The organism is Pseudomonas sp. AC355 (assembly GCF_979258205.1).
In genome coordinates, this window is the sequence record NZ_OZ409843.1 from 1,724,927 (window position 1) to 1,739,729 (window position 14,803).

Below are 14,803 nucleotides of genomic sequence, written 5' to 3' on the forward strand. Positions count from 1 at the left end.
TCCTAATGGTCTTGACCCGGATTCCGTCCCGAAGCCGGGTTTTTTTTGACCTACATTACCTAACGTCCCAAGACGCCTGTTCAAAGGGGCCATTGCACGCAATGCCACAATCGCCCCCAGCTTTTTTGATAGCCAACCGCAGACTCCTCAAGCGCTTGACTCAGAAGGTGCTCAGGCCACACGAGCCAGGGGGAACAGCCGCTTGAAGTTCTCGCCCGTTTGTCGCGCCAGCTCTTCGTAACTGACGCCACGCAGCACCGCCAAGTACTCGGCGACATCGCGCACATATTCCGGCAGGTTGGGCTTGCCACGGTGCGGGATCGGCGCCAGATAAGGTGAATCGGTTTCTACCAGCAAACGATCCGCCGGCACCTGACGGGCGACTTCGCGCAATGCATCAGCATTGCGAAAGGTGACGATGCCGGACAGGGAAATATAGAAACCGATATCCAGCGCCGCCTTGGCCATTTCCCAATCCTCGGTAAAGCAGTGCAGCACACCAGCCTGTGGCAATGCCGCCTCACGCAGCAATGCAAGGGTATCGGCGCGGGCTTCGCGGGTGTGCACGATCACTGGTTTTCCGGTGATCTGCGCGGCCTGCAGATGCAGGCGGAAAGCCTCCTGCTGCAACTGGGCGGCTTCCGGCTCGTAGTGGTAATCAAGACCCGTCTCGCCAATGGCGACCACACCAGGGTGATCCATCTCGGCAAGCAGCCAGTCCAGTGCCGGCGCGTTTCCGGCGTCGAGATCGAGCGGGTGGATGCCAACCGAGCAATCGACATCGGCATAACGCTGCGCCAGATCACGAACAGTGGCCGCGTTATCGGCGCTCACGCCAATACATAGAAAATGGCCAACACCGCGTGCGCGTGCGGCGGCCAGCGCTTCGTCCAGGGAACCGCCGCGAGCGGTCAGATCGAGACGATCAAGATGGCAGTGGGAATCGATGAGCATGGGGTAAAGCCTCCAACGGCAAACATCGAGCCGCAAGCAAGTCGATGCTTACTTGTCGCTCGCGGCTGGTGGCTTGCAGTGATTACATTGTATGGGTGGGGCGATCGGACTTGAGGGCGCCGGCCAGGTAAGTCTCGATCTTGTTGCGGGCAGTGTTGTCGCCCTCGTTGAACTGCACGCCCACACCTGCGGCGCGGTTGCCTTGGGCGCCCTTCGGGGTGATCCATACGACCTTGCCGGCGACCGGGATCTTTTCCGGCTCGTCCATCAGGTTGAGGAGCATGAACACCTCATCGCCGAGTCTGTAGCTTTTGTTCGTGGGGATGAACAGGCCGCCGTTCTTGATGAAGGGCATGTAGGCGGCATAAAGCACAGATTTGTCCTTGATGGTCAGGGACAGAATGCCGTTACGGGGCCCCAGATTCGGTGGCAAGCTCATGCGTGATTCCTGATGTCGTGACGTGGGGTCGATTCTAGCCCGGTCCAGGCAGGCTTGCCCACTGAACCAGCAAGGCTTCGAGAAGCAGCACACGATTAAGGTTGGCCTTGCCCAACACTTTCTGACGCTGTTGCAGCAACCACTCCTGAATCTGCAGCACTTTAGCCTGCGGCGTCTTCTGCGCCAGGTATTGCACGACCTTGCCCATATCTGCCGGGCCAAGGCCTTGTTCATCCTGCGTCAGTTGGTAACGCAGAATCAGATGAGCCCAGCCGCAGAACCAGTCGAACAACAACGGCAAGGGCACCGTGCTCCAGCTCTCGGCCAGCTGACTGGCGGAAATCTGCTGTTTGTGCAGCTTTTTCACACCCTCGGCAACCAGCGCACGCTGCTCGCGCACACCTTGCGCCTGCAACCTTACCGCCGCCAGTGGCGAACCGGCGGCCAGGTACAGCAGCTCACGAATGTCCTGCTCGCCACTGTCAGGCAGCGCCTCGCTCAGCCACTGCAGGCTCATCGCCTCGCTTGGCAAGGGGCACGCCTGCTGCACGCATCGACTCTTGATGGTCGGCAGCAGGCGGCTTGGCTGATGACTGATCAACAACAGTACCGTGTTGCCAGATGGCTCCTCCAAACTCTTGAGCAGCGCGTTGGCAGCATTCAGGTTCATCGCTTCGGTGGGTTCGATCAGGATCACCTTGCGCCCACCCAATTGAGCGGTCTGTACAACAAAGTTGACCAGTGCACGCACTTGATCGACCTTGATCGGCTTATCGAACTCTTCCGGCTCGAGCACGTAGTTATCTGGGTGACTGCCCGCCGCGAGCAAATGGCAGGATTTGCAGTGGCCGCAGGCTTGCTGCGCCTCTGGCGACTTGCACAGCAAAAGCGCCATCAAACGCTCGGCGAGCGCGCGCTTGCCAATGCCTGCGGGGCCGTGCAGCAGGTAGGCATGAGCGTGCTGGGTCCGCCCGGCCAGTTGCTGCCAGAGCTCGGTCTGCCAGGGATAGACATCAGCCACGCTGCAGCTCCAGCAATTGTGGCAGCAGTGCATCGAGATCACGCTGCACGGCCTCGAGTGACTGGGCGGCATCGATAATGCGATAGCGCGCCGGCTCGGCCTTGGCCCGTTGCAGGTAGGTGCTGCGCACCGCCTCGAAGAACTCGCGGCCTTCCTGCTCGAAGCGATCCAGACGACCGCGGGCTGCCGCGCGCGCCAGGCCGACCTCGACCGGCAGATCGAACACCAGGGTCAGATCCGGACGCAGCGTGCCCTGGACGAAGTTTTCCAACTGGGCAATGCGCTCGACATCCAGGCCGCGACCGCCACCCTGATAGGCGTAAGTCGCGTCAGTAAACCGATCACAAAGAACCACTTCACCACGCTGCAGCGCCGGCACGATCACCTGGGCGAGATGCTGAGCGCGCGCGGCGAATACCAGCAACAGCTCGGTATCGCTGGCCATGGGCTCATCGCTGGGCGCCAGGAGCAGCTCGCGTACTCGCTCGGCCAGTGGCGTACCGCCGGGTTCACGGGTCAGCAGCACATCGATCCCCTGCTCGCGCAGCAGCGCCGCCAGGTACTCTCGATTGGTGCTCTTGCCGGCGCCCTCAGGGCCTTCCAGGGTGATAAACAAGCCGCTCACTGGTTGTCCTTATCGCTATCGCTGTTGCGGGGAATCGGCGCCGGGCTGGAACGGTAGTCCGCACGGCGCTTCAACTGGTATTCACGGACGGCACGGTTGTGTGCGTCGAGGGTTTCCGAAAAGACGTGACTGCCATCACCACGGGCAACGAAGTACAAGCTCTTGCCTGGCTGCGGATGCAACGCCGCATGGATCGCCTCACGGCCGACCAGAGCGATCGGCGTCGGCGGCATGCCGTCGATGGTATAGGTGTTGTAGGGCGTCGGCTCACGCAAATGAGCGCGCGTGATGCGCCCTTGGTAGCGCTCACCAAGGCCGAAGATCACCGTCGGATCGGTTTGCAAGCGCATACCGATAGCCAGACGCCGCACGAACACGCCGGCAATCTCCCCGCGCTCCTCGGGAACACCGGTTTCCTTCTCGATCATCGAAGCCATGATCAGCGCCTCGTATGCATCCTTGTACGGCAGCGATTTGGAGCGGCCTTCCCACTCCTCGTCGAGTACCAACTGCAACCGCTTATGGGCCTGTTTGAGTAGATCCAGGTCGCTCATGCCGCGCACATAGCGGTAGGTATCAGGGAAGAAGCGCCCTTCGGGGTTGAGCCCAGGCTGGCCGAGCTTGGCCATCAGTTCAGCATCGCTCAGCTCGCTCAGGGTCAGTTCCAACTTGTCCTGACGCGCCAAGGCTGCACGCACCTGACGAAAGCTCCAGCCTTCGACCAGCGTCAGACTGTATTGCACCACTTCGCCGCGGCGCCACAGATCGAGCAGGTCGCGTGCCCGCAGGTCAGGCGTCAGACGGTACTCACCGCTGTGCAGCGGCTGGCCCTGCAGGTTGAAGCGCCAGTACAGGCGCAGCCAAAAAGCACCGTCGATCACACCATCGGCTTCCAAACGGTTGAGCACGCCGCCAGGGGTAGCGCCCGCCGGCACCTCGATCAGGCGTTCCTCGCGGAGCACCAGGGGCTGCTCGAGGGCGCGGTGCTGTTGCCAGGCAGCAAAGCCCAGAGTCAGGGCAGCCAGTACCACAGCAATTTCCAGCACCAACAGTAATTTGCGAATCACGAATCAGCAGTCCAGTAGATGACGGGCAATGGCCTGCAGTTTACGGGTGAGAGGCCCGACCGACCAGTGACGGTCTTGCAACTCACGAACCGGCCATACGCCGTACAGGCTGTTGCAGAGAAAGACTTCGTCTGCGGCCAGCAGTTCGTGCAATTCGATATCGCGTGCCTGACAGGCAATCCCCAGGGCTTGCGCCTGCTCCAGTAGCTCGGCACGCATCACACCCGCAACACCGCAGCGCGACAGTTCAGGCGTCGACAGCACACCATCACGCACCAGAAACAGGTTGCTGAACACGCCCTCGACCACGCGCCCCGACACATCGCGCATCAATCCTTCAGCAAACTCGCCACCCTGCCACTCGGCACGGCCCAGCACTTGCTCCAGGCGATTGAGGTGCTTGAGACCGGCCAGCAGCGGCTGCTCGGCCAGGCGTGTTTCACAGGGGAATAGGCGGATGCCGCTCTCGCCATGCTGCGGCGAGTATGCCGGCATGGCGCCAGCCTGAAGAATGCGCCGCGGCGCTCCGGCAGAAGGGGCGTACCCCCGCTGGCCGTCACCACGGGTAACGATCAGCTTGGCAACGCCCTGCCCCAGCTCGGCGCAGAAGGCAGACAGCTCGCGACGTAACTGAGCTGCATCCAGGTCGATACGCAATCGCGCACAACCCGCAGTAACCCGCGCCAGGTGACGCTCAAGCAGCACGGGCTGACCGCCCCTTACTGCGATGGTTTCGAACAGGCCATCACCGTAAGCCAGACCACGATCCACCAGAGGCAGCGTCGTGGCCGGCTGACCGTCGACCCAACTGAACATCAATCGGCGTACCGACGGAATACCAGTGAGCCGTTGGTTCCACCAAATCCGAAGGAATTGGACAGCGCCACTTCTATCGGCATCTTGCGCGCTTCGTGAGGCACGAAGTCCAGGTCACAACCCTCGTCCGGCTCATCCAGATTGATGGTCGGCGGCGCTACCTGATCACGCAGCGCCAACACGCAGAAGATGGCCTCCACCGCACCGGCTGCGCCGAGCAAGTGGCCGGTCATCGACTTGGTCGAGCTTACTGCAACGGAGTGAGCGTGCTCACCGAACACCGACTTGATCGCCGATACTTCGGCCTTGTCGCCAGCCGAGGTGGAGGTGCCGTGGGCATTGATGTACTGCACGTCAGAAGGTTGTATGCCGGCATCGCGCAACGCGTTAGTCATACAGCGGGCAGCACCGGCACCGTCTTCGGGCGGAGAGGTCATGTGGAAGGCATCGCCGCTCATGCCGAAACCGATCAGTTCGGCATAGATGGTGGCACCACGCGCCTTAGCGTGCTCCAGCTCTTCGAGTACCAGCGCACCAGCGCCATCGGACAGGACGAAACCGTCACGCCCCTTATCCCAAGGACGACTGGCCTTGGTCGGCTCGTCGTTGCGGGTGGACAAGGCTCGTGCAGCACCAAAGCCCCCCATGCCCAGGCCGCAGGCAGCCATCTCGGCACCGCCAGCGATCATCACGTCGGCCTCGCCATAGGCAATGTTGCGAGCAGCCATACCAATACAGTGGGTACCGGTCGTGCAAGCGGTGGCGATAGCATAGTTAGGCCCCTGCAGACCGAGGTGGATCGACAGGAAACCGGAAATCATATTAATGATCGAGCCTGGCACGAAGAACGGCGAAATTCGCCGTGGCCCCTGCTCAAGCAGCGATTTGCAGTTGTTCTCGATGTTGGTCAGGCCGCCGATTCCGGAGCCCATCGCCACACCGATGCGATCACGGTTGGCATCGGTAATTTCCAGGCCGCTATCACGCGCTGCCTGAAAGCTTGCCGCCAGACCGTACTGAATAAATAGATCGAGCTTGCGCGCCTCTTTGGCGGACAGATACGGCTCGACATCGAAATTCTTTACCGAACCACCAAAGCGAGTGGAATAGGCAGAAAGATCCATGTGTTCGATCAGGCCGATGCCACTACGGCCGGCCAGAATGCCCTGCCAGCTGCTCGGCACATCGTTACCCAGCGGCGACAACATGCCCATACCGGTAACCACGACGCGTCTACGCGACACAGCAATCTCCTCTTAATCAGGTTTTTCGACGCCTTGATGCACCTGGCAAGCCATTGCACAGGCAGATTGATCATCCGGCGATTGGCTCGAGGTGCAATTTCACCCGAACAGACAAACGCCATCGGCGCTTCTCTTGCGGCTACAGCGAACCGTCAAAGAAAAGCCGCACGCCTTTACAGACGTGCGGCTTTTCCAATTCGGGAAACGACGAACTACTTACTGCGCGTGCGTAGTAACGTAGTCGATTGCTTCCTGAACGGTGGTGATCTTCTCGGCTTGTTCGTCCGGGATCTCGGTCTCGAATTCTTCTTCGAGAGCCATCACCAGCTCAACGGTGTCAAGAGAGTCGGCACCCAGGTCTTCAACGAAAGAAGCGCTGTTGGTTACTTCTTCTTCTTTCACGCCCAGTTGCTCGGCAACGATTTTCTTGACGCGTTCTTCGATGGTGCTCACGTGTTGTCACTCCTATTGGACAAATCCAGCCAGCTGGTTGTGCCGGCAAGTGTATAGAAAGGGTTTTCGGCTTTTCAAGCTGAAAGCCGATGGCAGCCACGGAAATACCTCAACGACCCTTCATGCAAACCAGCAATTTTGCTACCAAGTTTGTATCGAATCGAAGACGTTCGCCGATGGCATCGCCCGTATTCAGCTCATGTACATCCCGCCGTTCACAGGGATAGTAGCCCCTGTGACGTAAGCTGCACCATCGGAAGCAAGGAAAGAAACCACGTTGGCGATCTCTTGTGCCTGCCCCAAACGGCCCAGCGGAATCTGTGTCAGCAGCGCTTCACGCTGTGCTTCCGGCAATTCACGGGTCATATCGGTATCGATGAAACCCGGTGCCACCGCATTCACGGTAATCGAACGCGAACCAACCTCACGAGCCAGCGCACGACCGAAACCTTCGAGGCCAGCCTTGGCCGCTGCATAGTTCACTTGGCCAGCGTTGCCCATGGCACCCACCACCGAACCGATGTTGATGATACGCCCGAAACGCGCCTTGGTCATACCGCGAAGTACTGCCTTCGACAAACGATAGAGGCTGTTGAGGTTGGTATCAATGACGTCATACCACTCATCGTTCTTCATGCGCAGCATGAGGTTATCGCGGGTGATGCCAGCATTATTGACCAGAATCAGCACCTGACCGAAGTCTTTCTGGATCTTTTCCAGAGTGGCCACAACAGATTCGTCGTTGCTCACGTTGAGCATCAGGCCAGTGCCTTCGATGCCGTTTTCCTTGAGGATCGCAGCGATGCGCTCGGCCCCCGCCTCGGACGTAGCGGTGCCGATGACCACAGCGCCCTGACGACCCAGCTCCAGGGCAATCGCCTGACCAATACCGCGGCTTGCGCCAGTGACCAGTGCAACCTTACCTTGCAGACTCATAGAATTCTCCTTTGTTCAGGACTGTACGGCGGCCAGTGCGGCACGCGCAGCGGCAAAAGCTTCAGGGGTGTCGAGGTTGTGCGTGTTGACGCCCTTTACACAGCGCTTGTTCAAACCCGAAAGCACCTTACCCGGGCCACACTCGACCAAGTCGGTAACGCCCTGCTCGCTAAGGCGAACCATCGACTCGACCCAGCGCACCGGGCTGTACAGCTGAGCCAGCAGGTCGCGCTTGAGGGTGTCCAGATCGGCCACTACAGCTGCACTGACGTTCTGCACCAGCGGAATCTGTGGGGCTTGCCAGGCGATGGCGGCGACGGACTCGGCGAAGCGCTCGGCAGCCGGGCGCATCATCTCGCAGTGTGACGGCACACTGACCGGCAACGGCAGTGCACGCTTGGCGCCACGCGCCTTGCAGGCCTCGACGGCGCGAGCCACGGCTGCGGCAGAACCGGCGATGACCACCTGGCCCGGCGCGTTGTAGTTCACTGCACTGACCACGTCGCCCTGAGCCGCTTCGGCGCAGGCAGCTTGCACGTCGGCATCTTCCAGACCGATGATCGCCGCCATGCCGCCCTGCCCGGCCGGCACTGCCTGTTGCATCAGCTGGCCACGCAGCTCGACCAGCTTCACAGCCTCGGAGAAACCGATGGAGCCGGCAGCGACCAGCGCGCTGTACTCACCCAGGCTGTGCCCGGCGACGAACGCAGGGCGCGCACCACCTTCGGCCAGCCACAGACGCCACAAGGCGATGGAGGCAGCCAGGATTGCGGGCTGGGTCTTGTCGGTCTGATTGAGCTGCTCTTCCGGGCCTTGCTGGGTCAGTGCCCACAGGTCATAGCCCAAGGCGCTCGAAGCTTCGCCGAAGGTATCGAGGATCAGCGCGTGCTCTGCGCCGTGTCCGGCCAACATGGTCAGCGCTTGCGAGCCCTGACCGGGAAAGACGAATGCGAGGGATGCAGACATGGAACGGTTCCCTTAGTGATCTTCTCGTCGAAAAATTAACGCTTACCCTCGGCAAGCGCTGTAAAACTGACATTTTGGATGGCTGCCCATCCTAAGCGGTCACATATTACGGATTAAGTGCTCGATCCGACCACTCAGTCGCTGCGGCAAATCTTCCTGCACATCGGTCATTGCCCGGCGAATGGCGCTCTTTATACCATCCGGCCCGGCACTGCCGTGACTCTTCACCACGACGCCCTGCAGGCCGAGAAAACTCGCGCCGTTGTGCCGCGCAGGCGCCAACTCACTGCGCAGACGCCGCAACAGTGGCAACGCCAACAGGCCGGCGACGCGCCCCAGCAGCGTGCTGCGAAACAGCGCTTCGAGCCGCGACACAATCATGGTCACCAGCCCTTCGCTGGACTTCAACAGAACGTTGCCGACAAAACCATCGCACACCAGCACATCGGCATCGCCGTTATACAGCCCGTCGCCTTCGACGAAGCCGATATAGTTAAGCCCCTCAATACCCTCGAGCAACGCAGCAGCCTGCTTGACCTGCTGATTACCCTTGGTTTCCTCGCTGCCAACGTTGAGCAGACCGACACGCGGCGACGCCATGCCCTGCACCTCGGCAGCCACCGACCCCATGATCGCGAACTGACAAAGATGCTCGGCTGTGCAGTCGACGTTGGCGCCAAGATCCAGCAGATAACAGACACCGTTGCGATTGGGGATTGCCGCGATCATCGCCGGACGGTCGATGCCCGGCAGAGTTTTAAGCACATGCCGTGACAATGCCATTAAAGCACCGGTATTACCGGCACTCACGCAGGCGTGAGCGCGCCTGTCGCGCACCATCTCGAGCGCCACACGCATGGAAGAATCCGGTTTGCCACGCAAGGCCTGAGACGGACGCTCACCCATATCGATGGATTCGGCAGCGTGCTCGATTTGCAGGCGAGAACGATCGACACCGGGAATACCAGCGATCAGATTTTCTATAAGAGAGGCTTGGCCGACGAGAACCAGGTGCAGCGAGGGGAATTCAGCCAGACAGGCGATGCTGGCCGGAACAATGCAGTGGGGACCGAAGTCCCCACCCATTGCATCAATCGCGATGATCGGAGCGGACAAGATTTACTCGTCAGCGCCCTTGTCGATCACTTTGCGACCACGGTAAACACCTTCCGGCGATACGTGGTGACGCAGGTGAACTTCACCGGTGCTCTTCTCTACGGACAGAGCGTTACCCTCGAGCGCGTCATGCGAACGACGCATGTCACGGGCGGAACGGGATTTTTTGTTCTGCTGAACAGCCATACTAGTAAACTCCTAAACGTTTGGGTCACGCTTTAACTGTGCCAATACACTGAACGGGTTGGACCGCGTCACCCCGTCCTCGCTCGATTCGGGCTCATCAAGGCCCGCCGGCTGCTGGCAATCTTTCGGGTCATGTGCCGGCACGATGGGCAAAGCGAGCAACAGCTCATCTTCGACCAAGGCCAACAGATCCAGAGGATCCTCACCCATTTCCAGTACGTCATAGCCTTGCGGCACGGACTGGGTATTCGCGCCTTCTTTCACCACAGCGTAATGACACTCGCTGAGGATCGGTAAGGTGACCTGATCCAGACAACGCTGGCAAACCATCTTGACTTCGACCTCAAGCTGGCTGTGTATGACCACAGCATGGCGCTCGTCACGCTCGAAAGAAAACTTCGCGCGCACGTTACCGCCATTATCGGCAAGAGGGTCGCAGAGCCTCAACAAATCGGCTAGCGGTAACTCACCCTGGAGGGTGGCACCACGATCGGCGAGTTTGCGTGGATCAACGTGAGGTGGAATCGGGCCATTTGACATAGGCGCCGCATTCTATGGATGCAACCATGCGCTGTCAAAGGAAATTCTGCCTGTCCAGCACCTTTGCCGACAGCTAGAATTCTGCGCCCGTTCCGCACAAGGTCAACGCCGATGTCATCTCTGGTTCTCGCCTCCAGCTCACCCTACCGCCGCGAGCTGCTGAGCCGTCTGCGCCAGCCCTTCGAATGTGCTGCGCCAAGTATCGATGAATCGCGCCGGCCCGACGAGTCCGCCGAGGCGCTGGTGCGTCGTCTGGCCAGGGAGAAAGCCCAGGCGCTGGCCGGGCGTTTCGCTTCGCACTTAATCATCGGTTCCGACCAGGTCGCCGTGCTCGATGGGCAGATACTTGGCAAGCCGCACGATTATAAGCGCGCCCACGCACAACTCAGCGCAGCCAGCGGCAAGAGCGTCAGCTTTCTTACCGGCCTCGTGCTGCTCGACAGCCGCGACGGTTCCTGCCAAGTCGATTGCGTTCCTTATACGGTGCATTTTCGCACCCTGAGCGCCGAGCAGATAGAGCGCTATCTGAAAGCCGAAGAACCCTACGACTGCGCCGGCAGCTTCAAGGCCGAAGGCTTGGGTATCAGCCTGTTCCGCAGCACCGAGGGCACTGACGTCAACAGCCTGATCGGATTGCCACTGATCCGCTTGATCGAGATGCTGGATGTTGCCGGCGTACAGGTGCCCTGAAATGCTTTCTTACAACTACTGAAACGCCTCGCCACGCCCTCTTTCGCTCCTCCACAAATACCGGCATTGCGCCAGCTCAAGGCTTTCAGAGCGGCGCGAATGCTGGAGCGTCGGCCTGCCTGCAATTGCATCTAAGCTAATTCCTTTAAATTATTGGCTTCGTATTTTTTAGATCGCCTAGTTTGCCTCTACCGGATCACCGGACACCCTGCTGAACCCAGACCGTCCCGTGACCCGCCTCAATCAGTGGCTGGCCACGCCATTGATGAGGCTTACCATGTCATTGCTCCGTCCCGCACTGCTCGCCGCCAGCCTGTTGCTCGCCCTGCCCCAGGCTCACGCTGAAAACCTGCGCATCGGCTACCAAAAGTCTTCGACCCTGATCAGCATCCTGAAAAGTCAGGGCACGCTGGAGAAGGCGCTGGCCGATCAGGACGTGACCATCAGTTGGCACGAATTCCCCAGTGGCCAGCCGCTGCTGGAGTCGCTGAACGTCGGCAATATCGACCTGTCCGCGGACGTCGCCGATACCGTGCCGGTGTTCGCCCAGGCAGCCGGCGCCGAGCTCACCTACTTTGCCCAGGAAGCCCCCTCGCCGGGTGCTCAGGCGGTGATCGTTCGTGAAGACTCGCCGATCAAGACCCTGGCCGACCTCAAGGGCAAGCGAGTCGCCGTCACCAAAGCCGCCGGCAGCCATTACCTGCTGATCGCCGCATTGGCCAAGGCTGGCCTCAAGTTCAGCGATATCCAGCCCGCCTACCTGACACCCGCCGACGGCCGCGCCGCCTTCGAGAACAAGCGCGTGGATGCCTGGGTAACCTGGGAACCCTTCCTCAGCGGCGCCCAGCAACAACTGCCGACCCGCACCCTGGCCGATGGCGAAGGCCTGGCCGACTACCAACGCTATTACCTGACCAGCACCCGCTTCGCCAAAGCTAACCCCAAGGTGCTGGAAACCGTATTCGCCGAACTGGAAAAGACCGGCGACTGGGTGCGCAGCAACCCTCGTGAGGCCGCCGAACTGCTTGGCCCGCTGTGGGGCAACCTGGATCCGGCCATCGTCGAGAAAGCCAACGCACGCCGCAGCTACCAGGTTCGTGCGGTACAGCCTGGCAGCCTGAAAGAGCAGCAGAAGATCGCCGACGCCTTCTACAAGGAAGGCCTGCTGCCAGCGCCGGTCGACGCCGTAGACGTCGCCACCTGGGCGCCAGAGAAGCGCTGACCCCAAGGGCGCATTACAGGGAGGGCCAGGACGATCAATAAGAACTGCCGAAGACACCGACCCAACAACGCCTATTGCATCAGATGAAAAGGAGCCTCACATGCACATTCGTTCCCTGTTCGGCGCTGGCGTAATCGCCGTCGTCAGCCTGCTGTCCGCGCCCACCTGGGCGGCCAGCGAATTTCTGGTCACCACTGACTGGCTGGAGAAGAACCTCGACAATCCGAAGGTACGCATCATCGAAGTCAGCGTGGTGCCTGGCATCTATGAGCGCGGCCATATCCCAGGCGCGGTCAACCTGGCCTGGCACAGCGACCTGGTCGACCCGGTTAAGCGTGACATCGCCAGCCAGGAGGCTCTGCAGAGCCTGCTGCGCAAATCCGGTGTCTCGGACGACACCACCACCATTCTCTATGGCGACAACAACAACTGGTTCGCCGCCTGGGGTGCCTGGGTGTTCGATGTCTACGGCGTGGAGAACGTGAAGCTGCTCGATGGCGGGCGGGTCAAATGGGAAGCGGAAAAACGCACCCTGAGCAACCGCGCCAGCAGCGCGGGCAACGGCAACGTCACCCTCAAAGCTGCTAACAAGGAGCTGCGCGCCTTCCTGCCGGACGTCCTGGCGGTCGCGGAAAAACGCAGCGACGAACAACTGGTGGATATCCGTTCCGCCGACGAATACAACGGCAAGGTCTTCGCCCCTCAGGGCGTTCAGGAACTGGCCGTGCGCGCTGGTCACGTACCGGGCGCCGTCAACGTTCCGTGGGGCCAGGCAGTCGCTGCCGACGGCACCTTCAAGTCCGCCGAAGAGCTGAAGAAAGTCTATGCAGCCGTGGGCATCGACGGCAGCAAGCCGATCATCACCTACTGCCGTATCGGCGAGCGCTCCAGCCACACCTGGTTCGCCCTGAAGAAAATCCTCGGCTACGACGTACGCAACTACGACGGTTCCTGGACCGAATACGGCAATGCCGTCGGCGTACCGGTGGTCAACGTCGCCGGCACGGTCTGGGGCGGCAAGTAACCCTCGGGAAACACCTTTTGACGGGGCGGACGCGCCAGGCATGGCGTCCGCCCCTTTTTTATGGCCTGCCATCCCTGGCGGCCACCCTGCGGGCCGTCGCAAGCGACGTTAAAAATCGCTCCCGGCGATTTTTTATGGGCGCCCTCGACGGATCCCGTAGCCCGGCGTTGAGCGAAGCGATACCCCGGATCTGCCGCGATCATTACCTGCCCGATTCCACCCAACGGACAACCGTCAATGGAGCGACCTTCCATGCCCATCTTGCGCACCTGCAGCGCCACCCTGATTCTGTTCGCCCTGGCCATAGCCACCTGGTTACTGGCCACGCCAAGCAACGAAGGGCGGGCCTTGAGCTTTTCCCTGTTGGCAGGCGGCCTGTTCGGCGTGCTGCTGCAACGTTCGCGCTTCTGCTTCTTCTGCGTCAGCCGCGACTTCATCGAACGCCGTGATCCGCGCGGGCTGCTCGGCATTCTCGCCGCCCTGGCGGTCGGCACCCTGGGTTATCACGCGGCCTTCGGCGCCTTCCTGCCGGATCCTGCCAGCGGCCGACTGCCGCCGGATGCTCATATCGGCCCACTGAGCTGGGTATTGGCGTTGGGTGCCACCCTGTTTGGCCTGGGCATGGCGATTTCCGGGTCATGCATCAGCGCCCACCTGTACCGCTTGGGCGAAGGCGCCCTGGCTTCGGTGCTGGCACTGCTCGGTGCACTGATCGGCTTCTTTCTCGGTTTCCTGTCCTGGAACACCCTGTACCTGGCAAGCATCCAGGAGGCCCCGGTGATCTGGCTGCCGGCTCAGCTCGGTTACGGCGGCTCGTTGCTGCTGCAACTGGCGGTGCTTGGCGGCCTGGCACATTTGCTGCTGCGTTACCGCAAGGGTGAAGAGCCCGGACAACCGAGCAGCAGCCTGCGCCAGTTGTTATTCGGCGCACGCTGGCCGACCTGGGTCGGTGGCATCCTGATCGGCACGCTGGCCCTGGCGGCTTACCTGCGCGTTGGCCCGCTGGGCGTCACCGCCGAGCTTGGCAGCCTGTCGCGCACCGCCGCCAATGGCCTGGGCTGGCTGCCCGAACGCCTGGAAGGTTTGGACGGTTTTTCCGGCTGCGCGACCGTGGTGAAGGAAACCCTGCTGTCGAACAATGGCCTGTTCATCCTCGGCCTGGTCTTCGCCGCCTGGGCCAGCGCCCTGCTCGCCGGTGATTGCGTACCGCGCTGGCCAGGCGCACGGGAAGCCCTGCGCAACTTCGTCGGCGGCATATTGCTCGGTCTGGGCGGCATGCTTGCCCTCGGCTGCACCGTCGGCACCCTGCTCTCCGGCATCATGGCCGGCGCCGCCTCCGGCTGGCTGTTCGCCGTGTTCTGCTTCGTCGGCCTGATCGCCGGGCTGCGCCTGCGCAGGGTGATTGGCTAGAGATGACTCTTGGAGCATGAACCGTAGGGTGGCGCTTTAGCCCACCAAAGCCATTCAACACCGACGGTGGCTGGTGGCTGGTGGCTGGTGGCTG

The 14,803-nt window shown here is 61.1% G+C and carries 17 protein-coding genes; 4 read left to right on the forward strand and 13 right to left on the reverse strand.

Features of this window, described 5'->3' with window-relative positions; genetic code table 11:
• Positions 1-171: 171 nt before the first annotated feature.
• From ACZ0AI_RS08180 to ACZ0AI_RS08240, 13 genes are all read right to left on the reverse strand, one after another.
• Complete coding sequence (locus ACZ0AI_RS08180) at positions 172-954, reverse strand: TatD family hydrolase (RefSeq protein ID WP_463565314.1); 783 nt, start codon at positions 952-954, stop codon at positions 172-174.
• An 82-nt stretch (positions 955-1,036) separates the two neighbouring features.
• A complete protein-coding gene (locus ACZ0AI_RS08185) occupies positions 1,037-1,393 on the reverse strand; it encodes a PilZ domain-containing protein (protein WP_225833197.1) in 357 nt (118 codons plus the stop codon).
• Between the two features lie 34 nt (positions 1,394-1,427).
• Positions 1,428-2,414, reverse strand: a complete 987-nt coding sequence (locus ACZ0AI_RS08190; RefSeq protein ID WP_463565315.1) for a DNA polymerase III subunit delta' — start codon at positions 2,412-2,414, stop codon at positions 1,428-1,430.
• The gene (tmk, locus tag ACZ0AI_RS08195; protein ID WP_463565316.1) at positions 2,407-3,039 is read right to left on the reverse strand and encodes a dTMP kinase; all 633 of its coding nucleotides are present in this window, start codon (positions 3,037-3,039) and stop codon (positions 2,407-2,409) included. Before tmk ends, ACZ0AI_RS08190 begins: the two co-directional genes overlap by 8 nt.
• A complete protein-coding gene (mltG, locus tag ACZ0AI_RS08200; RefSeq protein WP_463565317.1) occupies positions 3,036-4,106 on the reverse strand; it encodes an endolytic transglycosylase MltG in 1,071 nt (356 codons plus the stop codon). The genes tmk and mltG overlap by 4 nt, the downstream gene beginning before the upstream one ends.
• A 3-nt stretch (positions 4,107-4,109) precedes the next feature.
• Entirely contained in the window at positions 4,110-4,922 is an 813-nt protein-coding gene (gene pabC, locus ACZ0AI_RS08205; protein WP_463565318.1) for an aminodeoxychorismate lyase, read from the reverse strand.
• Positions 4,922-6,166 (reverse strand): beta-ketoacyl-ACP synthase II, encoded by a 1,245-nt coding sequence (fabF, locus tag ACZ0AI_RS08210; protein ID WP_463565319.1) that lies wholly within the window; start codon positions 6,164-6,166, stop codon positions 4,922-4,924. The genes pabC and fabF overlap by 1 nt, the downstream gene beginning before the upstream one ends.
• 216 nt (positions 6,167-6,382) lie before the next feature.
• Positions 6,383-6,619 carry an acyl carrier protein gene (gene acpP, locus ACZ0AI_RS08215; RefSeq protein ID WP_225833212.1) on the reverse strand — a complete coding sequence of 79 codons (237 nt, stop codon included), beginning with the start codon at positions 6,617-6,619 and terminating at the stop codon, positions 6,383-6,385.
• A gap of 192 nt (positions 6,620-6,811) precedes the next feature.
• Positions 6,812-7,555, reverse strand: a complete 744-nt coding sequence (gene fabG / locus ACZ0AI_RS08220; RefSeq protein WP_463565320.1) for a 3-oxoacyl-ACP reductase FabG — start codon at positions 7,553-7,555, stop codon at positions 6,812-6,814.
• Positions 7,556-7,570: 15 nt separating this feature from the next.
• The gene (gene fabD, locus ACZ0AI_RS08225; protein ID WP_463565321.1) at positions 7,571-8,521 is read right to left on the reverse strand and encodes an ACP S-malonyltransferase; all 951 of its coding nucleotides are present in this window, start codon (positions 8,519-8,521) and stop codon (positions 7,571-7,573) included.
• A gap of 99 nt (positions 8,522-8,620) precedes the next feature.
• On the reverse strand, positions 8,621-9,637 hold the full coding sequence (plsX, locus tag ACZ0AI_RS08230; protein ID WP_463565322.1) for a phosphate acyltransferase PlsX: 1,017 nt from the start codon (positions 9,635-9,637) through the stop codon (positions 8,621-8,623).
• Positions 9,638-9,640: 3 nt separating this feature from the next.
• Positions 9,641-9,823 carry a 50S ribosomal protein L32 gene (gene rpmF / locus ACZ0AI_RS08235; protein WP_025167420.1) on the reverse strand — a complete coding sequence of 61 codons (183 nt, stop codon included), beginning with the start codon at positions 9,821-9,823 and terminating at the stop codon, positions 9,641-9,643.
• A 12-nt stretch (positions 9,824-9,835) separates the two neighbouring features.
• A complete protein-coding gene (locus tag ACZ0AI_RS08240) occupies positions 9,836-10,363 on the reverse strand; it encodes a YceD family protein (RefSeq protein WP_225833221.1) in 528 nt (175 codons plus the stop codon).
• A 111-nt stretch (positions 10,364-10,474) separates the two neighbouring features.
• On the opposite strand from ACZ0AI_RS08240, the gene ACZ0AI_RS08245 reads away from it, so the two are divergent.
• From ACZ0AI_RS08245 to ACZ0AI_RS08260, 4 genes are all read left to right on the forward strand, one after another.
• On the forward strand, positions 10,475-11,053 hold the full coding sequence (locus ACZ0AI_RS08245) for a Maf family protein (protein WP_463565323.1): 579 nt from the start codon (positions 10,475-10,477) through the stop codon (positions 11,051-11,053).
• 277 nt (positions 11,054-11,330) lie between these two features.
• The gene (locus tag ACZ0AI_RS08250) at positions 11,331-12,275 is read left to right on the forward strand and encodes an aliphatic sulfonate ABC transporter substrate-binding protein (RefSeq protein WP_463565324.1); all 945 of its coding nucleotides are present in this window, start codon (positions 11,331-11,333) and stop codon (positions 12,273-12,275) included.
• 100 nt (positions 12,276-12,375) lie between these two features.
• The gene (locus ACZ0AI_RS08255; RefSeq protein WP_463565325.1) at positions 12,376-13,299 is read left to right on the forward strand and encodes a sulfurtransferase; all 924 of its coding nucleotides are present in this window, start codon (positions 12,376-12,378) and stop codon (positions 13,297-13,299) included.
• A 252-nt stretch (positions 13,300-13,551) separates the two neighbouring features.
• Positions 13,552-14,709, forward strand: coding sequence for a YeeE/YedE family protein (locus ACZ0AI_RS08260; protein ID WP_463565326.1), 1,158 nt, complete (start codon positions 13,552-13,554; stop codon positions 14,707-14,709).
• Positions 14,710-14,803 lie beyond the last annotated feature (94 nt).